This is a genomic window from Micromonospora sp. NPDC003776, assembly GCF_053605645.1.
Genome location: NZ_JBSGJR010000060.1, coordinates 1 through 19479, shown reverse-complemented (window position 1 = coordinate 19479; position 19479 = coordinate 1). Strand labels below are relative to the sequence as shown.

General features: G+C 73.9%; 16 protein-coding genes. 8 read left to right on the top strand and 8 right to left on the bottom strand.

Annotated features, from left to right (window positions below):
• Window positions 1-91 precede the first annotated feature (91 nt).
• Together ACWEVO_RS08235 and ACWEVO_RS08230 are read right to left on the bottom strand one after the other, a co-directional pair.
• The gene (locus ACWEVO_RS08235) at window positions 92-562 is read right to left on the bottom strand and encodes a MarR family winged helix-turn-helix transcriptional regulator (RefSeq protein ID WP_452306874.1); all 471 of its coding nucleotides are present in this window, start codon (window positions 560-562) and stop codon (window positions 92-94) included.
• A 38-nt stretch (window positions 563-600) separates the two neighbouring features.
• Entirely contained in the window at window positions 601-2073 is a 1473-nt protein-coding gene (locus tag ACWEVO_RS08230; protein WP_452306873.1) for an MFS transporter, read from the bottom strand.
• Between the two features lie 100 nt (window positions 2074-2173).
• On the opposite strand from ACWEVO_RS08230, the gene ACWEVO_RS08225 reads away from it, so the two are divergent.
• On the top strand, window positions 2174-2953 hold the full coding sequence (locus ACWEVO_RS08225; RefSeq protein WP_452306872.1) for a helix-turn-helix transcriptional regulator: 780 nt from the start codon (window positions 2174-2176) through the stop codon (window positions 2951-2953).
• 178 nt (window positions 2954-3131) lie between these two features.
• Here ACWEVO_RS08225 and ACWEVO_RS08220 read toward each other — a convergent pair whose 3' ends face one another.
• On the bottom strand, window positions 3132-3536 hold the full coding sequence (locus ACWEVO_RS08220; RefSeq protein ID WP_452306871.1) for a YjbQ family protein: 405 nt from the start codon (window positions 3534-3536) through the stop codon (window positions 3132-3134).
• 23 nt (window positions 3537-3559) lie between these two features.
• Complete coding sequence (locus ACWEVO_RS08215) at window positions 3560-3901, bottom strand: hypothetical protein (protein WP_452306870.1); 342 nt, start codon at window positions 3899-3901, stop codon at window positions 3560-3562.
• Window positions 3902-4083: 182 nt separating this feature from the next.
• Between ACWEVO_RS08215 and aceE the strand changes: the two genes are divergently transcribed.
• A complete protein-coding gene (aceE, locus tag ACWEVO_RS08210; protein ID WP_452306869.1) occupies window positions 4084-6828 on the top strand; it encodes a pyruvate dehydrogenase (acetyl-transferring), homodimeric type in 2745 nt (914 codons plus the stop codon).
• Between the two features lie 363 nt (window positions 6829-7191).
• Here aceE and ACWEVO_RS08205 read toward each other — a convergent pair whose 3' ends face one another.
• Together ACWEVO_RS08205 and ACWEVO_RS08200 are read right to left on the bottom strand one after the other, a co-directional pair.
• The gene (locus ACWEVO_RS08205; RefSeq protein ID WP_452306868.1) at window positions 7192-7887 is read right to left on the bottom strand and encodes an MBL fold metallo-hydrolase; all 696 of its coding nucleotides are present in this window, start codon (window positions 7885-7887) and stop codon (window positions 7192-7194) included.
• Between the two features lie 167 nt (window positions 7888-8054).
• Window positions 8055-8864 carry an alpha/beta fold hydrolase gene (locus ACWEVO_RS08200; protein ID WP_452306867.1) on the bottom strand — a complete coding sequence of 270 codons (810 nt, stop codon included), beginning with the start codon at window positions 8862-8864 and terminating at the stop codon, window positions 8055-8057.
• Between the two features lie 75 nt (window positions 8865-8939).
• Between ACWEVO_RS08200 and ACWEVO_RS08195 the strand changes: the two genes are divergently transcribed.
• A complete protein-coding gene (locus tag ACWEVO_RS08195; protein WP_452306866.1) occupies window positions 8940-9467 on the top strand; it encodes a PadR family transcriptional regulator in 528 nt (175 codons plus the stop codon).
• Window positions 9468-9552: 85 nt separating this feature from the next.
• Here ACWEVO_RS08195 and ACWEVO_RS08190 read toward each other — a convergent pair whose 3' ends face one another.
• Entirely contained in the window at window positions 9553-9999 is a 447-nt protein-coding gene (locus ACWEVO_RS08190) for an SRPBCC family protein (protein ID WP_452306865.1), read from the bottom strand.
• A 186-nt stretch (window positions 10000-10185) separates the two neighbouring features.
• Here ACWEVO_RS08190 and ACWEVO_RS08185 point away from each other — a divergent pair, with 186 nt between their 5' ends.
• The 3 genes from ACWEVO_RS08185 to gltX are packed head-to-tail and all read left to right on the top strand — an operon-like array spanning window position 10186 to window position 14282.
• Window positions 10186-11517, top strand: a complete 1332-nt coding sequence (locus ACWEVO_RS08185) for a GH1 family beta-glucosidase (RefSeq protein ID WP_452306864.1) — start codon at window positions 10186-10188, stop codon at window positions 11515-11517.
• Window positions 11514-12791 carry an MFS transporter gene (locus ACWEVO_RS08180; RefSeq protein WP_452306863.1) on the top strand — a complete coding sequence of 426 codons (1278 nt, stop codon included), beginning with the start codon at window positions 11514-11516 and terminating at the stop codon, window positions 12789-12791. Before ACWEVO_RS08185 ends, ACWEVO_RS08180 begins: the two co-directional genes overlap by 4 nt.
• A 48-nt stretch (window positions 12792-12839) precedes the next feature.
• Complete coding sequence (gene gltX / locus ACWEVO_RS08175) at window positions 12840-14282, top strand: glutamate--tRNA ligase (protein WP_452306862.1); 1443 nt, start codon at window positions 12840-12842, stop codon at window positions 14280-14282.
• A gap of 621 nt (window positions 14283-14903) precedes the next feature.
• On the opposite strand, the gene ACWEVO_RS08170 is transcribed toward gltX, so the two are convergent.
• A complete protein-coding gene (locus tag ACWEVO_RS08170) occupies window positions 14904-15671 on the bottom strand; it encodes a class I SAM-dependent methyltransferase (protein ID WP_452306861.1) in 768 nt (255 codons plus the stop codon).
• A gap of 215 nt (window positions 15672-15886) precedes the next feature.
• On the opposite strand from ACWEVO_RS08170, the gene ACWEVO_RS08165 reads away from it, so the two are divergent.
• Window positions 15887-17410 carry a glycosyltransferase family 39 protein gene (locus tag ACWEVO_RS08165; protein ID WP_452306860.1) on the top strand — a complete coding sequence of 508 codons (1524 nt, stop codon included), beginning with the start codon at window positions 15887-15889 and terminating at the stop codon, window positions 17408-17410.
• A 59-nt stretch (window positions 17411-17469) separates the two neighbouring features.
• The gene (locus ACWEVO_RS08160; RefSeq protein WP_452306859.1) at window positions 17470-19371 is read left to right on the top strand and encodes a glycosyltransferase family 2 protein; all 1902 of its coding nucleotides are present in this window, start codon (window positions 17470-17472) and stop codon (window positions 19369-19371) included.
• Window positions 19372-19479 lie beyond the last annotated feature (108 nt).

The following is a 19479-nucleotide window of genomic DNA, read 5'->3' as shown; positions in this document are numbered from 1 at the left end:
CGAAGGCACGAAGCCAGTCAGACCTAGGGTCACGCCCACCGCTGCCAGCTATCAGCTCACCACTGCTGAACCGACCACGCCATGCTCACAGTCAGTCCTCCCCGCACTGCTCGGGGCAGCCGCCGTCGGAGACCTTCCAGACCAGCTCACGCAGGGCGGCGAGCTCGTCGGCGCCGAGCCCGTCGAGGAGTCGGGAGTCGGACATCACGCCCCGCACCCGGTCGCGGACCCGCCGGCCGGCGTCGGTCACCACCAGCGTCTTCTGCCGCCGGTCGGCCGGTTCGACCCGCCGCTCCACCAGCCCGGCCTGCTCCAGCTTGTCGACCAGGGCGGTGACGTTGGACCGGTCGCAGCCGAGCTGTTCGGCGAGGTCGCGGGCCGGCAGCGGGCGGTCCGGGTCGAGCTCGTGCAGGGCCCGGGCGGCCGCCGGGGTGAGGCCCAACTCGGCGATCGCCGTGTCCTGGTAGTGCCGCATCGCCGCCGCGATGTGCATGATCCGGCGCACCGTGTCGCCCGCCAGCTCGGCCCGCTCGCGGCTGGTGGAGGTGTTCGGCTGCGCCATGCCTCCCATCCTACGAACACCGCCACCGCTGACCATCCTCATGCGGCGCCCCGGTGATCATGAAGGTGTCGCTCCGACCCGCCGATCGAGCTTGCGACAACCTCATGATCAACGGGGGCGGGTGGTGGGCGGAGGGCACGGTGGGCGGCGAGGGCGCCGGTGAGGAGCAGGGCGGCGGTCACGGCGGCCGGGGGCAGGGACAGGGCGGCGGCGGTCCGGCCCGCGGCGGCCAGGGCCAGATGGAGGCCGCCGACCAGGGTCACCCCGAGAACCGCGGCCAGCAGGGTGCCGGTGGAGACCAGCGCGGAGAGCGCGGCCGCCGAGGCGACCGGCACGATCCCGGTGAGCCGCCCGACCAGCGGGCTGAACGACGCGGCGTGCGCGGCGCCGCCGGCCAGCAGCAGCGCGCCGGCCGGCAGCCAAGGCCACCCGTCCCGGGACGCCCACGCCAGCACCGCCACCACCGCCGCGAGCACCAGCGGCCCGGCCACCGGCAGGACACCGCGGACCCGGTCCGGCAGGCGCGGCACCGCCAGGCCGCAGAGGGCGAAACCCGAGGCGTACGGGAGGAAGGCCAGCCCCGCCGCCAGCGCGGTGAAGCCCAGCCCGTCCTGCAGGCGCAGGGTGAGCACGAAGAGGAACCCCGCGTAGCAGCCCATCACCACGCAGCAGGCGACCAGCCCGGCCGCCACCCCGGGCCGGCGCAGCACCGCCACGTCGAGCAGCGGATCCCGGCCGCGTCGGACACGGCGCGTCTCGTACCCGAGGAAGAGCCGGAGCCCGACGACGCCGGCGGCGACCCCGACGACCCGGGTCCAGCCGGGCCAGCCCAGGTCCCGGCCGACCACGAGGGGCACCACCAGGGCCAGTATCGCGGCCGACAACAGTGCCACGCCCGGGGTGTCCAGGCCCTGGCGCGACGGCAGGGCGGCGGGCGGCCCGGCGAGCACCCGCCGGGCGACCACCCAGAGCGCCAGCCCGACCGGCACGTTGACCAGGAAGGCGCTCCGCCAGGTGAGGCCGCCGACGTCGAGGGTGACCAGCAGCCCACCGGCCACCTGCCCGGCGGCGACCCCGAGCGCCAGCACCATCGAGTACGCCCCGATGGCGCGGCCCCGCGCCGCGCCGGTGAAGTGCGCCTGGATCAGCGACAGCACCTGCGGCACCAGCAGCGCGCCGGCGGCCCCCTGCACCGCCCGGGCGAGCACCAGGGCGACCGGGCCGGGCGCCAGCCCGCAGGCCAGCGAGGCGGCGGTGAACCCGGCCAGGCCGAGCCGGAACATCCGGGCGTACCCGTGCCGGGCGCCGAGCCGCGCGCCGGTCACCACGAGCACCGCGAAGGTCAGGGTGTAGCCGGCGAGGACGAGCTGCTGCACGGCCGGCGGGCCGGCCAGGTCGGCCCGGATCGCCGGCGCCGCGACGGCCGCGATCGAGGTGTCCATGGAGGCCATCGCCTGCCCGGTCAGCAGGACGGAGAGCAGGGCGGCGGGCCGCCGCGTCGAGTCGGTCACGACCGCCACGCTGCCCGCCGCGCCCGCCCCCGGTCTTGTCGATCCTTGCGGCCGCTCCGGCGCGCCCCGTTCCGTCACCGGGGCGGCCTACGCTGACCGGGTGCGCACCGCGACGCCGCTGCTCCGGCACCCGGACTTCCGCGTCACCGCGGTCAGATGCCGGGACGACCACACCGGCTGGTCCGCCCCCGAGCCGGCCACCGCGCACGGCCTGGTGCTGACGCGGCGGGGCGGCTTCCGGCGGGTCGGGCGGGGCGGGGCCGAATTCGTCGAGCCGACGGTGGCCTACCTGACCCTGCCCGGCGAGGAGGAGCGGTTCGCCCACCCGGTCGGCGGGGACGACTGCACCTCGGTGCACCTCTCCGCGGAGCTGTGGCGGGACCTGTTCGCCGACCGCCCGGTCCCGGCCGTGGTGCACGTGGACGCCGGCGTCGACCTGGCCCACCGGCTGCTGCTGCGGGCCGGCGCCGATCCGGCGTACGCCGCCGCCGAGCGGCTGGTCCGACTGGTCGCGGCGGCCACTGGGCCGGCGGCCGGCACCGCCGGGCGCAGCCGGCGGCTGGTGGAGCGGGCCCGGGCCGCCCTGCGCGACGACCACCCCGACGCGGCGGGGCTGGTCCCGCTCGCCCGGTCGTTGGGGGTCTCGCCGTACCGGTTGAGCCGGGAGTTCCAGGCGCTGGTCGGGGTGTCGCTGACCCGCTACCGGAACGCGCTGCGGGTGCGGCGGGCGCTGGACCGGCTGGAGGACGGGGTGGACAGTCTCGCCGCGCTCGCCGCCGAGCTGGGCTTCGTCGACCAGGCGCACCTCACCCGCACGGTCCGCGCCCACCTCGGGCACACCCCCGGCCAACTACGCCGGCTCCTCGCCCCCTCCACCTGAAGCGCCACCCCGCATCCCCGGCCCCCGTCGCCGCCCGCGCCCCGTCGCCGCGCCCCGTCGGGCGCTGTCTTCCGGAATTCGTGGCCGCTGTTTCCCGGAAACAGTGGCCATTCCCCGCGCGATGGCCACTGTTTCCGGGAACGAGGCCCCTCCGCGGATGGGATCCTGCGACCGGGGGTCAGGCGGGGAGGAAGGAGAGGCGGACCTTCCGGGTGGGGTTGTCGCCGTTGGTGTCGACCAGGCAGATCGACTGCCAGGTGCCGAGCTGGAGCCGGCCGCCGAGCACCGGCAGGGTCGCGTACGGCGGGACGAAGGCTGGCAGCACGTGGTCCCGCCCGTGCCCGGGCGAGCCGTGCTGGTGCCGCCACCGGTCGTCGGCCGGGAGCAGGTCGTCGATCGCCCGCAGCAGGTCGTCGTCGGAGCCGGAGCCGGTCTCGATGATCGCCAGTCCGGCGGTGGCGTGCGGCACGAAGACGTGCAGCAGCCCGTCCCCCTGGTCGGCGACGAAGCGCTCGGCCGCGGCGGTGATGTCCCGGACGGTCGGCCGGGACCCGGTCTGGACGCTGATCACCTCACTGCGCATACGGCGCATTCTGCCGCAACCGCTCAGGACCCGCCCCCGCCACAGTCACCACTCCCCCCTGCGCCACCGGCGTCGCCGCAGTCGTACGACGGCACGTCTGCACCGCCCGGCTGCGGTGGTGCGTACGGGAACAGGAGGCCGGGCCCGTCGTCCGCCCGGTAGCCGGGCGGGAACCGGCGCCGGTCGCGGAGCGTCCCGACGCCCACGATCACCAGCAGGACGCCGACGGCGACGCCCAGCAGCGGCTCCGGACCCCAGTCCGGCGAGCGTGCGACGTCGCGCGCCAGGACGGCGGCCGACACCGCCAGGACCACCACGCCGACGGCGCTCGTCGCGCCGCCCATCAGAACCGGTCGCGCCACCATGGCGGCAGGGTAGCCGGGCGGGTCCAGCCGGCACCGGCCTAGCGCACCCGGTGATCGCGCAAAGTTACTGGTGAGTACCTGTGTTCAGCGTCGCGTCTGGGGGAGGGAGACGTGACGACGAGCGCCACCAGGGGGCAGGATGGCGCTAGAGACCTATCCCACACAGAACCGAGGGAACGCCTGTGGCTACGGAACGCAAGCGCCCGGTGATCACCGCTGGTCTGCCGAGCCAGCTTCCGGACATCGACCCTGAAGAGACCAGCGAATGGGTCGAGTCGCTTGACGGTGTCATCGACGAGCGCGGAACCAAGCGCGCCCGCTACGTCATGCTGCGCCTGCTGGAGCGGGCCCGCGAGCGCCAGGTCGGGGTGCCGTCGCTGACGACCACCGACTACATCAACACCATCCCGCCGGAGCGCGAGCCCTGGTTCCCGGGTGACGAGCACATCGAGCGGCGGCTCCGGGCCTACATCCGGTGGAACGCCGCCATGCTGGTACACCGGGCGCAGCGGCCGGAGATCGGCGTGGGCGGCCACATCTCCACCTTCGCCAGCTCCGCGTCCCTCTACGAGGTGGGCTTCAACCACTTCTTCCGGGGCAAGGACCACCCGGGTGGCGGCGACCACATCTTCTACCAGGGCCACGCCTCCCCCGGCATGTACGCGCGGGCGTTCCTGGAGGGCCGGCTCAACGCCGACCAGCTCGACGGCTTCCGGCAGGAGCTGTCGCACCCGGGCGGTGGCCTGCCGTCGTACCCGCACCCGCGACTCATGCCGGACTTCTGGGAGTTCCCCACCGTCTCCATGGGCCTCGGCCCGATGAACGCGATCTACCAGGCCCGGTTCAACCGCTACCTGCACCACCGCGGCATCAAGGACACCTCCCAGCAGCACGTCTGGGCGTTCCTCGGCGACGGTGAGATGGACGAGGTCGAGTCGCTCGGCGCGATCGGCGTGGCCGCCCGCGAGGAACTGGACAACCTCACCTTCGTGATCAACTGCAACCTGCAGCGGCTGGACGGCCCGGTGCGGGGCAACGGCAAGGTTATGCAGGAGCTGGAGGCGTTCTTCCGGGGCGCCGGCTGGAACGTCATCAAGGTGGTCTGGGGCCGGGAGTGGGACCCGCTGCTCGCCGCGGACACCGACGGCGCCCTGGTCAACCTCATGAACACCACCCCCGACGGTGACTACCAGACCTACAAGGCGGAGTCCGGGGCGTACGTCCGGGAGCACTTCTTCGGCCGCGACCCGCGGACCCGCAAGATGGTCGAGCACCTCAGCGACGACGAGATCTGGAACCTCAAGCGGGGTGGCCACGACTACCGGAAGCTCTACGCGGCCTACAAGGCGGCCATGGAGCACACCGGCCAGCCGACGGTGATCCTGGCCAAAACCATCAAGGGCTGGACGCTGGGCTCGCACTTCGAGGCCCGCAACGCCACCCACCAGATGAAGAAGCTGACGCTGGAGGACCTCAAGCTCTTCCGCGACCGGCTCTACCTGGACATCCCGGACAAGCAGCTGGAGGACAACCCCTACCTCCCGCCGTACTTCCACCCCGGTGAGAAGTCCGAGGAGATGGAATACCTGCACGAGCGGCGCAAGCAGCTCGGTGGCTACCTGCCGACCCGCCGGACCACCGGCAAGACGCTGCAAATCCCGGGCCCCGAGCGCTTCGCCGACGTCAAGCGCGGCTCGGGCAAGCAGAAGGTGGCCACCACCATGGCCTTCGTCCGCCTGCTCAAGGACCTGATGAAGGACAAGGAGTTCGGCAAGCGCTGGGTGCCGATCATCCCGGACGAGGCCCGCACCTTCGGCATGGACTCGCTCTTCCCGACGGCGAAGATCTACTCGCCGCACGGCCAGCGGTACACCTCGGTGGACCGGGAGCTGTTCCTGTCGTACAAGGAGGCCACCACCGGCCAGATCCTGCACGAGGGGATCAACGAGGCCGGCTCCGTCGCCTCGTTCACCGCGGCCGGCACCTCGTACGCCACGCACGACGAGCCGATGATCCCGCTCTACATCTTCTACTCGATGTTCGGGTTCCAGCGGACCGGCGACGGGCTCTGGGCCGCGGCCGACCAGATGGCGCGGGGCTTCCTGCTCGGCGCGACCGCCGGCCGGACCACGCTCAACGGTGAGGGCCTCCAGCACGAGGACGGTCACTCGCTGCTGCTCGCCGCCACCAACCCGGCGGTGGCCGCGTACGACCCGGCGTTCGCCTTCGAGATCTCGCACATCATGGAGAACGGCCTGCACCGGATGTACGGCGAGGCGCAGGAGAACATCTTCTACTACCTCACCGTCTACAACGAGCCGATCTTCCAGCCGGCCGAGCCGGAGGGCGTGGACGTCGAGGGCATCGTCAAGGGCATTTACCGCTACTCGCCGGCCCCGCCGGTCGACGGGGACGGGCCGAAGGCCAACATCCTGGCCTCCGGCACCGGCATGCAGTGGGCGCTCAAGGCGCAGAAGCTGCTCGCCGAGGACTGGGGCGTGGCCGCCGACGTCTGGTCGGTGACCTCCTGGACGGAGCTGCGCCGGGACGCGGTGGAGTGCGAGGAGCACAACCTGCTCAACCCGGGCGGCGAGCAGCGGGTGCCGTACATCCAGCGGAAGCTGGCCGACGCCGACGGGCCGAAGGTCGCGGTCAGCGACTGGATGCGCGCGGTACCGGACCTGATCGCCCGCTGGGTACCCGGCGACTACACCTCGCTCGGCACCGACGGCTTCGGCATGTCGGACACCCGGCACGCGCTGCGCCGGCACTTCCACGTCGACGCCGAGTCGGTGGCGGTCGCGACGCTGCGCCAGCTCGCCCTCCGCGGCGCGGTGCCGGCCCACGTGCCGGCCGAGGCCGCCAAGAAGTACGCGCTGGACGACGTCAACGCGGCTCCGGTCGGGGAGACCGGCGGCGACAGCTGATCGATCCGCATGAAGGGGCCCGGCGCTTCGCGCCGGGCCCCTTCGCCGTCCCGGGGACGTCCCCTGCCCGTCCCATGCCCTGATCGCTCTCGGAGCGGGCCGCATCCCAGCGGGGCCGCACTCGACCGGGGACCGCGCCCGAGCGGGGCCCGCCGGACGCGTGGTCACGCTCTATCCAGGATGTCGTGGCATCGAATCGACCCGGATGCCACTACATCCTGGAAACATCCTGGATAGAGCACGATCATGGCGACGGGCTGCGGGAGCGCCGGCGAGCGCGGCGAGGCTGGCCGCGGGCGAGGTCGGTGCGGGGGCGGGCATGCTCTCGGCGGGACGAGACCGGTGCGGTGCGGGGTGTCAAGGCTAGGGGAGCGCGGCCGCGGCGGCGCGGAGGCGGTCTCCCGCGCCGGCGCGGACGGGTTCGCCGTGGCCGAAGCAGGCCAGGTCGACGTCGAGCGCCGCCAGGCGACGGAAGGACCCGGCGGCCCGCGCCCGGTCGACGTGGAAGACCCCAAAGATGACCTCACCGTCGTGCTCGGCCGCGACGTCGCCGGTGAAGAGCACCCGGTGCCGGGGCAGGTGCAGGGCGATGCTGCCGTCGGTGTGGCCGGGCGTGCCCACCACCTCGGCGCCGCCGCCTACGTCCAGCAGGTCGCCGTCGGCGACCTCGCGGTCGACCCGGACCGGCGGCGCCGGGGGCAGCCCGGCGGCGACCCGGGCGTGCAGATCGCGCTCGAACGGGGTGAAGGCGGGCGGCGCCGCGGGCCGCTCACCGCGCAGCACCGGGGCGTCGGCGGCGTGCGCGACCACCTCCACGTCCCCCCAGGCGGCGACCTCGGCCGCCGCACCGGCGTGGTCGTCGTGGCAGTGGGTGAGCACCACCCGGCGCAGGTCGCCCGGGGCGAGGCCGAGGCCGCGCAGGGCCGCGGCGATCACAGGCCCGGATCCCGCCGGGCCGGTGTCCACCAGCGTCACCCCGTCGTCGTCCGCCCAGAGGTACGCCTGGAAGGCGCCGAGGCGGAGCCGGTGCAGCCGGGGATGGAGCCGTTCGGGTGTCACCCGGCCAAGCTAGAAGCGGCGGGCGACCGTGGCTCACGTTTTCTGCGGCGGGCAGAAGCCGCCGGCCGGGGCGACGCGGTACCGGCGGCCGCGGTCGGGCCGGCACCGGCGATACCGGCAGAAGCCGATCCCGGGCCGGGGCGGCCCTGGCGGCCCGGGACCGGCCGTCAGGCCGGCAGCGGCGTCGCGGCCAGCTCGACGACGAACGGCTCGACCGCCACCCGCCAGGCGGCCGGGTTGTCGTAGTGGAGCACGTGACCGGCGTCGGGCAGCACCGCGAAGCGGCCGTCGGGCAGCAGGTCGGCCATCTCCCGCTGCCGGTCGACCGGCTGGTCGCTCTCCGCCCCGGCGACCACGAGCGCCGGGCAGCGCACGGCGGCGAGTTCGGGTCGGTGGTCGCGGTCGGCCCAGTGGGCCAGCGAGGCGAGCACGTGCTCGGGACGGGCCAGGGGCAGCCACCCGTCGGGCCCCTCGGTCATCCCCTCCACGAAGGACTCCCCCTCGGTGCGCCGTTCGGCGCCGAAGTGGTCGCGGACGTCCGCCAGGGTCCGGAACGGCACCGGCCAGCCGGCCAGCCACCGCCGCCACCGGTCGACCAGGTCGGGCGCGGTCACCGGGTTGATGTCGGCGATCACGACGCCCCGGACCAGATCCGGCCGGGTTCCGGCGAGCTGCCACGCGGTGATGCCGCCCATCGAGTGCCCGATCACCAGCGCGGGAGCCAGGTCGAGCGCCTCGATCACCGCGGCGGCGTCGCCGACGTACGCCGCCCGGTCGTACGGGCCGTCGGGCTTGTCGCTGTGGCCGTGCCCGCGCGCGTCGTAGCCGACGACCCGGCCGTGGCCGGTGAGCCAGCGGGCCGTGGCCGTCCAGTTGGTGGCTCGCCCGGTGAGCCCGTGCAGCAGCAGGATGCCCGGGCCGCTCCCGCCGAACTCGACGACGTTCAGCCCGGTTCCGTCCGGTCCCTCGACGCGCATGCGTTCCTCCCATACCTCGAATCGAGGTACACCGTATCGAGGCATGGCGGCGTCCGGCAAGGCAGAATGCGAAGGGTGCTGGAGTTGTCGATCCTGGGATTCCTGGGCGAGGGGCCGCTGCACGGCTACGAGCTGAAGGCCCGCATCGCGCGCCTCGCCGGCTACGCCCGGCCGGTCAGCGACGGCAGCCTCTACCCGGCGATCAACCGGTTGGAGCGGGCCGGGCTGGTCAGCCGGCAACGGGAGCCGGGGGCCGCCGCGGCGCCCCGGCACACCCTCTCGCTCACCGACGCCGGGCGGGCGGAGCTGTCGCGGCGGCTGCGCGAGCCGGCCGAACTCGACGTCACCGACCAGAACCGGTTCTTCACCCTGCTGGCCTTCCTCGGCCAACTCGACGACCCGGCGGCGCAGGCCACGGTGCTCGAACGCCGGCTGGCCTTCCTCGACCAGCCGGCGAGTTTCTTCCACACCGGCGAGCGGCCACAGCGGGCCGCCGAGCAGACGGACCTCTTCCGGCGGGGAATGCTGGTGATGGCCCGGGACATCAGCCGGGCCGAGCGCTCCTGGCTCCGGGGCGCGATCGCGGAGCTGCGGGCCGGCTGACGGCGGCGGATTCGACGATGGTCCGGCGTCCCTGGCGGGAACGCCGGACCATCACCATCGCGGGCGGCGCCGGGACCGGCTCCGGTCAGCCGACGGCGGCCAGATCGGTGAGCCGGGCCAGCGAATCCTCCAGGTCGGCGCCGACCCGCCGCAGGCCGAGCCGGAGCAGGGCGGCCTTGACCGGCCCGGCGGGCCACCGTACGACGATGAGCCGCACGATCGTCCCGCCCTCCTCCTCGTCCGGGGTCAGCTGTACGTAGATCTCGGTGCGCGCCTCGGCCCGGGCACCGGCGCCCCTGGCCCGCTCGCGCCACCCGATCAGGGTCGGCTCCTGGTAGGCGATCACCTCGGCCTCGTGCGCCGCGCCGCGCCCGGCCTGGACCAGTTGTCGCCGGCCGAAGCCCTCCCCCGAGAGGACCTCGGCCGCGCGGACCCCCGCCAGCCAGGCCGGCAACTGCTCGGCCCGCTGCACGACGTCCCAGACCGCTTCCACCGGCGCCATCACGTGCGCACTGCGTTCCACGAGGATCATCTTGTCTTTCCCCCACTTAAAACACATCCGCGATATTCGGCACTCTATGTGTAAATGGGACTTACCTGGACGGGTTCGGAAAAGACACGCCGAAAACCCTTGCGCCGCCTGCCTTTCCGCGCCTATGGACCACCGGCGCTCCGCGCCCTAGAGTCGCGAGCACGCTTCGCGTTTCTGGGAGGGCGCATGACGTACCCGCCGATGCCCGAGTTCCCCGCCGGCTTCCGCTGGGGGTTGTCCACCTCCGCGTACCAGATCGAGGGGGCAGCGACCGCCGACGGCCGGGGACCCTCCATCTGGGACACCTTCGCCCACTCCCCCGGGCGGATCGTCGACGGCAGCACCGGCGACGAGGCGTGCGACCACTACCACCGGTACGCCGAGGACGTCGCGCTGCTGGCCGGGCTCGGCGTCTCCGCGTACCGGTTCTCGATCGCCTGGCCCCGGGTGCAGCCCACCGGCGCCGGGCCGGCCAACCAGGCCGGGCTGGACTTCTACGACCGGCTGGTGGACGAGCTGCTCGGACAGGGCGTCGACCCGGTCGCCACGCTGTTCCACTGGGACCTGCCGCAGGCGCTGGAGGACGCCGGCGGCTGGCTCAACCGGGACACCGCCGGCCGCTTCGCCGAGTACGCCGACCTGGTCGCCGCCCGCCTCGGCGACCGGGTCAAGCTCTGGATCACGCTCAACGAGCCGTTCATCCACATGAGCCTCGGGCACGGGATGGGGGTGCACGCCCCCGGCCGGATGCTGCTCTTCGACGCCTTCCCGGTGGCCCACCACCAGTTGCTCGGGCACGGCCTCGCGGTCTCCGCGCTGCGCGCCCGCAGCGGCAGCCCGGTCGCCATCGCCAACAACTACTCCCCGGTCCGGCTGAGCGGCGGGACCGACGCCGACCGGGCCGCCGGGGCGGCGTACGACGCGCTGCACAACCGGCTCTTCACCGACCCACTGCTCGGCCTCGGCTACCCCGAGGAGCCCGGCTTCGACGCGGCCCTGGTGCGGGACGAGGACCTCGACGTGATCGCCGCCCCGATCGACGTGCTCGGGGTGAACTACTACAACCCGACCGGCATCAGGGCCGCCGAGGAGGGCTCGCCGCTGCCGTTCGAGATCGTGCCGCTGGACGGGTACCCCCGGACCGCCTTCGACTGGCCGGTGGCGCCGGACGGCCTGCGCGAGCTGCTGGTCGGGCTGCGCGACCGGTACGGCGACGCGCTGCCGCCGATCCAGATCACCGAGAGCGGGTGCGCGTACGACGACGTGCCGGACGCCGACGGCCGGGTGGCCGACCCGGACCGGATCGCGTACCTGGACGGGCACCTGCGGGCGGTCCGCGAGGCGATCGACGCCGGGGTCCCGGTCACCGGGTACTTCGTCTGGTCGCTGCTGGACAACTGGGAGTGGGCCGAGGGCTTCACCAAGCGGTTCGGCCTGGTGCACGTCGACTACGCCAGCCAGCGGCGTACCCCGAAGTCCTCGTACGCCTGGTTCCGCGACCAGGTGATCCGGCCGTGACCACGGTGAACCCGACGCCGGCCTCGCTGCCGGCGGCGCTCGCCGAACCCACCGTGCCGGTCCGGCGCAGCTGGATAGCGCTGATCTTCGCGGCCAACCTGGGCGTCTGGATGGCCTTCTTCACCCCCATCCAGGTGCTGCTGCCGCAGCAGATCGAGCGGATCGCGCCGGGCGACAAGGAGGCGATGCTGGCGGTCGTCACGGGCCTCGGCGCGCTCGCCGCGGTGCTCGCCAATCCGCTCGCCGGGGCGCTCTCCGACCGGACCTCGCTACGGCTGGCGAACCGGCACTTCGGCCGGCGGCACGTCTGGACCGCCTCCGGGGCGGTGCTCGGCGCGCTGGCCCTGGTGCTGCTGGCCCGGCAGGACACCGTCGCCGGGGTGGCGGTGGCCTGGGTCGCCGCCCAGGTCTGCTTCAACGCGATGCTGGCCAGCCTCACCGCGGCCATCCCGGACCGGGTGCCGGTCGCCCAGCGCGGCGGGGTCTCCGGCTGGGTGGGCATCCCGCAGGCGCTCGGCCTGGTGGTCGGGGCGGTCCTGGTCACCGCCGTGGTCACCGGCAACGCCGCCGGGTACGCGGTGATCGCCCTCGCCGTGCTGCTGCTGTCGCTGCCGTTCGCGTTGCTCACCCAGGACGATCCGCTGCCCCGGGAGCACCGCCCGGCGCTGCGGCTGCGCGCGCTGCTGACCTCCATGTGGATCAGCCCGCGCCGGTACCCGGACTTCGCCTGGGCCTGGTTCACCCGGTTCCTGGTCCAGACCGGCAACGCCCTCGGCACCCTCTACCTGCTCTACTTCCTCAGCGACGGGGTCCGGGTGGCCGACCCCGAGGGCGCGCTGCTGGTGCTGATCCTGCTCTACACGCTCGGCATGATGCTCACCGCCGTGGTGGCGGGCCGGCTCTCCGACCGGTCCGGCCGGCGCAAGGTGTTCGTGATCGTCTCCGGGCTGATCATGGCGGTCGCGGCGGTGCTGCTCGCGGCGGCGCCGACCTGGCCGATGGCGATCGCCGCCGCGCTGCTGCTCGGTGCCGGCTACGGCGTCTACCTGGCCGTCGACGCGGCGCTGATCACCCAGGTGCTGCCGACCGCCACCGACCGGGCCAAGGACCTCGGGGTGATCAACATCGCCAACTCCGCGCCGCAGGTGCTCGGCCCGGCGCTCTCCGCCCCGATCGTGGTTCACCTGGGCGGCTATCCCACCCTGTACGCGGTCACCGCGGCGGTCACCCTCCTCGGCAGCGCCCTGGTGCTCAAGATCCGTTCGGTCCCCTGACCGGCCCCCTGCCGGAAAGCGGTCGCGGGCCGCCGTAGGCTGGGGGGCGTGACGGTACGTGTACGCTTCGCCCCTTCCCCGACCGGTATGTTCCACGTCGGTGGCGCCCGCTCGGCCCTGCAGAACTGGATCTACGCCAAGCAGCAGGGCGGGGTGTTCGTGCTCCGCATCGAGGACACCGACGCGGCCCGCAACAAGCCGGAATGGACCGAGGGGATCCTGTCCGCGCTCGACTGGATCGGCATCGCGCGGGGCAGCTACGAGGGCCCCTACTTCCAGTCGACGTACGCGGGCGAGCACCGGGCCGCCGCGCAGCGGCTGTACGAGGGCGGCCGGGCGTACTACTGCGACTGCACCCGGGAGGACGTGCAGGCGCGGACCGGCTCGCAGTACCAGGGCTACGACGGCTTCTGCCGGGACCGCGGGCTCGGCCCGGGCGAGGGGCGGGCGCTGCGCTTCCGTACCCCGGACGAGGGCGAGACCGTGGTGGTCGACCTGATCCGGGGCGAGCCGACCTTCGAGAACAAGCTGATCGAGGACTTCGTGATCGCCCGGGGCGACGGTTCCCCGGTCTTCCTGCTCGCCAACGTGGTCGACGACATGACCATGGGGATCACCCACGTGATCCGGGCCGAGGAGCACCTGCCCAACACCCCGAAGCAGCAGCTGCTCTGGGACGCCCTCGGGGTCAAGCCGCCGGTCTGGGCGCACGTGCCCGTGGTGGTCAACGAGAAGCGGCAGAAGCTGTCCAAGCGGCGCGACAAGGTCGCCCTGGAGGCGTACCGGGACGAGGGCTACCTGGCCGCCGCGATGCGCAACTACCTGATGCTGCTCGGCTGGGCCCCCTCCGGCGACCGGGAGATCGTGCCCTGGTCGGTGATCGAGGACGAGTTCCGGCTGGAGGAGGTGAACCCCTCCCCGGCGTTCTTCGACGAGAAGAAGCTGCGCGCGTTCAACGGCGAGTACATCCGGGCGCTGCCGGTCGAGGACTTCATCACCGAGTGCCAGCCCTGGCTCACCGGCACGGAGACGATCGTGCCGCCGCCGTGGCAGCCGGAGGAGTTCGACCCGGCCGCCTTCGCCGCCGTGGCGCCGCTGGCCCAGACCCGGATCGCGGTGCTCAGCGAGATCGTGCCGAACGTCGACTTCCTCTTCCTGGCCGACCCGCTGATCGATGAGGCGGCGTGGGCGAAGGCGATGAAGGAGGGCGCGGCGGAGCTGCTGGACGCGGCGATCGCCGCGTTCGAGGGGCTGGAGTCCTGGGACGCCGAGTCGCTCAAGTCCACGCTGGAGGCGGTCGGCGCGGAGCGTGGCCTGAAGCTCGGCAAGGCCCAGGCCCCGGTCCGGGTCGCGGTCACCGGGCGGACGGTCGGGCTGCCGCTCTTCGAGTCCCTCGAGGTGCTCGGACGTGAGAGTGGGCCGCGAGCAGGGCGTCGACCTGCGCGGCGACCGCCGCGCGCGCACCGGTGGCGGTGGCGAAGGCGAGGGTGAGGTAGAAGCGGAAGTTCACGGCCGCGGCGGCCGGCACCCGCAGCCCGGCCGGTCGGCGTCCGTCCAGCGTGGGCAGGAGCGTGATCGGTACGTTCGGGTGGTGGCCCGGTCCCCGTACCTCGGTGTGTGCCCACTCGCGCCGCTCGGCCCGCCCGGCGAAGGCGACCCGCCGGTCCGTCACGACCGCCATTCCCCTGTCCACCACCCGCAGGCCGGCCGGCAGCGGGCGGCCGGGCGCGTCGAGGGGGAGGGTGGCGAGCGTCAGCGTGGGCGCGGGGAGTCCGGTGAGGTGCCGCGCCTCCGCCTCGACCAGTTCGGCGCTCGGCAGCACCCGATAGATCACCTCGTCGTCGGCGAGCGTCACCGGCAGGCCGCCCCGGGGCTCCGTGCACCCCAGAAATCCGGCCGCCTCGAGGCGGAGTCTGACCAGCTGGTCCTCGCGCCTGCGCCAGGTGTCGAGCGCGACCGCGTACGCCTGCTGCCGGCGGTCGCTCTCGCGTCGCGCCCACCTGGCCGGCCACTGTGGTTGGCCGATCACTCGTGCCGTCACACCGGGTACAACGCCGACTGCCCATGATGGACACGACGGTGGGCGAAACGCCCGCAAAGTGGGGTGCGGCGCTACCGCTCGCCGCGCCGGCGGGCGAGGTGGACGGTGATGTCGGCGACGACATCGACCGTCCCGGGCAGCACCCGCCCGATCCGCCGGTACACCTGCTCCTGCACGGCGGCCGGCAGTTCGAGATAGGCCGACACGGTGGAGAGATAGCCGACGTAATCGGCGGCGCTCATCGTCACCCGCCGCTCGATCACGCACTGCCGGACGTCGGTGAACCACTCGGACCGCGTCAGCTCCGTACCCGGCCACTGCATCTCGTGGTCCGGCGGCGTCCCGTCCGGAGAGGGGATCTCGTCGCTGGCCAGGAAGGGCGCCCGGGCCGCGTTCACCGCCTCCGCCACCGCCGCGTCGGCCAGCCGGGCCGGTCCACCGAACGAGGCGAAGGCGCCACCCGGCTCCAGCAGCGCGGCCACCCGCGGCCACCGGCCGTCCGGGTTCGTCCAGTGCAGCGCCGCCGCCGCGTAGACCAGCCGGTGGCGTACGCCCGGCCGCAGGTCCTCGAACGCGGCCCGCACGGTCCGCACGCTCGCCGGCACGTGCTGCCGCAGTTCGGCGAGCATGGCCCCGTCCGGGTCGGTCGCGGTGACCGCGACGCCCCGCCCGGCGAACAGTCGGGTCGCCTTACCGGTCCCGGCGCCGATCTCCAGGGCGGTCGGCACCGGGTGGCCCGCGTACGTCAGCACCAGGTCGACGAGCTCGGCCGGATAACCCGGCCGGAACCGTTCGTACTTCTGCGCCACCGTCCCGAAGCTCAACGCGCGGCCAGACATGCCGAGGATCCTGGCACTTTCCTCCCTGGCGGCGCGCGGCCTTTTCCGGCGGGCCCCGAGCATCGCTTTCCGATCATCCCTCTTTCGGGAGATATGGGCGTTATGCCGACTTTGTCTCACTAGGCTCCACGGTGTCATCCAGTCGCCGACGACCCGGCATCGCCACCGTGCGGCTGGGCCTCTGTCGCCGCAGCCACGGAGATGCGTGAGTCACGATGAAGGACGCGGAAACCATGGTCCTGCCCCGGCTCGTACCGGTGGAGGCCCGCATCGAGGATCCCTGGGACGAGGACCTCCCGGCCGACCCCCGGGGCGAGCGTGCCGCCCGTCCGGCGATCGACAGCCGGCGCCGGCGGATCGCCGCGTCGCTGGTGCCGGCCCTGGTGATGGGCGCCCTCGCCGCCGTCCGAGCCGGCGCGCCCGGCCTCGGCACCGAGGAACTGGCGACCTGGCGCGCCGCCACCTCGTCCTGGCGGGACGCCTGGTCGGCGCTCGGCTCGGGCGACGCCGCCGGCACCCCGTACCACCTGCTGATCCGCGCCTGGGCCGAGGCGTTCGGCAGCTCCGACGTCGCCCTGCGGGTACCGTCCGTGCTGGCCATGATCGCCGCTGCGGCGCTGGTCGGGGCGGCGGCCACCCGGATGTTCAGCCCGGACACCGGCCTGCTGGCCGGCCTGATCTTCGCGGTCCTGCCGACCTCGACGCGCTACGCGCAGGAGGCCCAGCCGTACGCCCTGGCCCTGCTCGGCGCGGCGCTGGCCACCTGGTTGCTGCTGTCGGCCCTGGACCGGCCCGACCGGTGGCGCCTCGCGGCGTACGCGGGTGCCGTGGCCGTCCTGGGCCTCTGCCACGTCGTGGCGCTGCTGCTGCTCGCCGGCCACGGCTGGGCCGTGTACGCCTTCCGGCGCCGAGTGGCCGGTCGGTGGCTGGCGGCCGCGTCCGTGGGGGCGCTGCCCGCGGCCGTGCTGCTCTGGCTCGTGGTGCGGGACGGGGGCCGGATCGCCCCGGCCGCCCGGCCCGGCCTGACCGTGCTCGCCGCGACACCGGCGGCGGTGTTCGGCGTCGCCGCGCTGGCCGGGCTGCTGCTGGTGCTGGCGCTGTTCAGCCTGCCGCTGCGGTACGCCGCGGCCGTCTTCACCGCCTGGGCGGTGGTGCCGCCCGTCGTCCTGCTGCTCGTCGCGCAGGCCACGCCGATCTGGTCCGCGCAGGGGCTGCTCTTCACCCTGCCGGCCTGGGCGACGCTCGGCGCGGCCGCGCTGTCCCGGGTACGCGCCCGCTGGTCGGTCGCCGTGCTGGCGGTGATCGCCGTGATCGGCGCGCCGGCACAGGCCGCCGTGCGGGCACCCGACGGGCACGGGCCGGCCACCCGCCAGCTGGCGCAGCTCATCGAGGACCGGTGGCAGCCCGGCGACCGCCTGGTCTACGGCGCCGGCAGCGGCCCGGACGTCCGCAATGTCGTGGCGCGCTACCTACGGGCCGACCGGCGGCCGGCGGACGTTCCTGCCGGGACCGGGCCGGCCGACGGCGGGCGACCGACCGCCGGATGCCCCGACCTCGCCGGCTGCCTGCCCGGTGCCCGGCGACTCTGGGTGGTCCTGCCCGGGGAACGGGCCGACCCGCTGCCCCCCACCGACGGCGCGGCCGGGCGGATGCTGCGGGCGAGCTACCGGATGGCGCAGGTCTGGCGACCGACCGGGTTCACGCTGGCGCTGCTGGTGGACGACCGCACGCCGCGCTGACCGCCGCCGTACGGCTCTTGTCGATCATCCTCTGCAACACTCGGACCCATGGGGGAAACGTGGCCGTCGCCGCCGATACACGCCTGTCCCGCGCCGCCGCGCCGGGAATCCCGGGCGACCGCGCTCCGGTGGTCCCGCCGGCCCCACCGCCGGCCGGGCCGGGGCCGGAGCGCCGCCGGCGCAACGTCCGGGCCCGCCTCACGTACGCCGGATGCGGGGCGACCACCGGCCCGCTGACCGCCCCGGGACGCCCGGACGCGGCGGTCCGGTTCCGCCCCGTCGCCTCGCCCGCGGCCCGGCTGGTCCTCACCCTGCTCGTCCTGGTCAACAGCGCGGCCGGCCTGCTGTTCGTCGGCTGGCTGCTGCTTCCCCAGCACGTACCCGGCACCGGCGGGACCGCCCTCGGCGGCTGGCAGACCGTTGCCGCCCGGCTCGGCTTCTGCATCGTGGTCGGCGTCGAGCTGATCCGCCTCGCGCAGAACGTCGTCGTCTGGATGTTCGCCTTCCACGCCCGCGACCCGGTCCCGGTCGACCCGCCGGTCGGCCTGCGGGTGGCCCTGCTCACCACGATCGTGCCCAGCAAGGAGCCGCTCGACGTGGTGGAGCGGACCCTGCGCCGGCTGCGGCAGATCGTGTACTGCGGCCAGGTCGACGTCTGGATCCTCGACGAGGGCGACGACCCGGCGGTGCAGGAGATGGCCGCGCGGCTCGGCGTACGCCACTTCAGCCGCAAGGGCCGCCCGGAGTACAACCAGCCCGCCGGGGAGTTCCGGGCGAGGACCAAGTCCGGCAACCACAACGCCTGGCGGGCCGAGCACGAGCGCCACTACGACGTGGTGGCCAACGTCGACCCCGACCACGTGCCGCTGCCGAACTTCCTCGAACGCACGCTGGGCTACTTCCGCGACCCGGACGTCGCGTTCGTGGTCACCCCGCAGGTGTACGGCAACATGCACCAGAACTTCGTCGCGCACGGCGCCTCGGTCCAGCAGTACCTCTACAACGGCCTCATCGCGCGCGGCGGGAACGGGCTGGACGCGCCGCTGCTCACCGGCACCGGCCACCTCTACCGGCCGGCCGCGTGGCGGACCATCGGCGGCTACCAGGACTCGATCATCGAGGACCACCTGACCAGCATCCGCGTCCACGCCGCGACCAACCGGGCCACCGGCAACCGCTGGAAGGGCGTCTACACCCCCGACGTGGTCGCCATCGGCGAGGGCCCTACCTCCTGGGCGGACTACTTCAACCAGCAGAAGCGGTGGGCCGCCGGCATCAGCGAGATCCTCGTCCGTCCCGAGCTGCGCGCGCCCCGCGACCTGCCGTCCCGGCGCCGCTGGCAGTACCGGCTGCTGCAGTTCTACTACCCGAGCGTGGCGGTCAGCCTGCTGCTCGGCAACATCGCCACGGCGATGTACCTGCTCACCGGCGTGAGCGCCGCGCAGCTCGACGTCACGGTGTGGTCCGTGCTGTGGGGCTCGACGTTCTGCACCTGGTTCGCGCTCTGGCTGTGGCTGCGCCGGTTCAACATCGCCCCGCACGAGCGGGAGGAGATCGGCGTGGTCGGCATGGCGCTGGCCCTCTTCGCCGGCCCCGTCTACGTGGCCGCCGGGATCGGTGCGCTGCTGCGCCGCAAGCTGGGATTCGTGGTGACGGCCAAGGGAAAGCTGCGCACCGCCGAGTCGCTCGCGACGTTCCGGCTGCACCTGTGCTGGGCGGCGGCCGCCGCCGGGCTGCTCGGCGCGAGCTTCGTCCTCGGCACCGACGCGCCCCTGCTGCGGGTGTGGCCGGTGCTGACCCTGCTGACCGGTCTCGGCCCACCGCTGATCGCCCTCGGCACGAACCTGCGGGCCAGACGCGAGGAGCGCGCCGAGGCGGCGGCCCTGATCGCCCGTACGCGGGTCGAGGAGCGCCCCGCCCTGGCGACGCGGGTGGCGGCGGACGGAGGAGCGGCGTGCTGAGGTTGACCGTCCCGCGCGTGCTGCTCGCCCTGATCGGCGTGCTGCTGCTGACGTACGCCTTCGCGGTCGCGCCGGCCACGGTGGCCGGCCGGCGGCAGGCGGCCCCGT

Coding starts and splice junctions, on each gene's coding strand:
- ACWEVO_RS08235 (WP_452306874.1), bottom strand. CDS start 562: ATGGCGCAGCCGAACACCTCCACCAGCCGCGAGCGGGCCGAGCTGGCG.
- ACWEVO_RS08220 (WP_452306871.1), bottom strand. CDS start 3,536: ATGCGCAGTGAGGTGATCAGCGTCCAGACCGGGTCCCGGCCGACCGTC.
- ACWEVO_RS08215 (WP_452306870.1), bottom strand. CDS start 3,901: ATGGTGGCGCGACCGGTTCTGATGGGCGGCGCGACGAGCGCCGTCGGC.
- ACWEVO_RS08200 (WP_452306867.1), bottom strand. CDS start 8,864: ATGCGCGTCGAGGGACCGGACGGAACCGGGCTGAACGTCGTCGAGTTC.
- ACWEVO_RS08190 (WP_452306865.1), bottom strand. CDS start 9,999: ATGATCCTCGTGGAACGCAGTGCGCACGTGATGGCGCCGGTGGAAGCG.
- ACWEVO_RS08185 (WP_452306864.1), top strand. CDS start 10,186: ATGACGTACCCGCCGATGCCCGAGTTCCCCGCCGGCTTCCGCTGGGGG.
- ACWEVO_RS08170 (WP_452306861.1), bottom strand. CDS start 15,671: ATGTCTGGCCGCGCGTTGAGCTTCGGGACGGTGGCGCAGAAGTACGAA.
- ACWEVO_RS08165 (WP_452306860.1), top strand. CDS start 15,887: ATGAAGGACGCGGAAACCATGGTCCTGCCCCGGCTCGTACCGGTGGAG.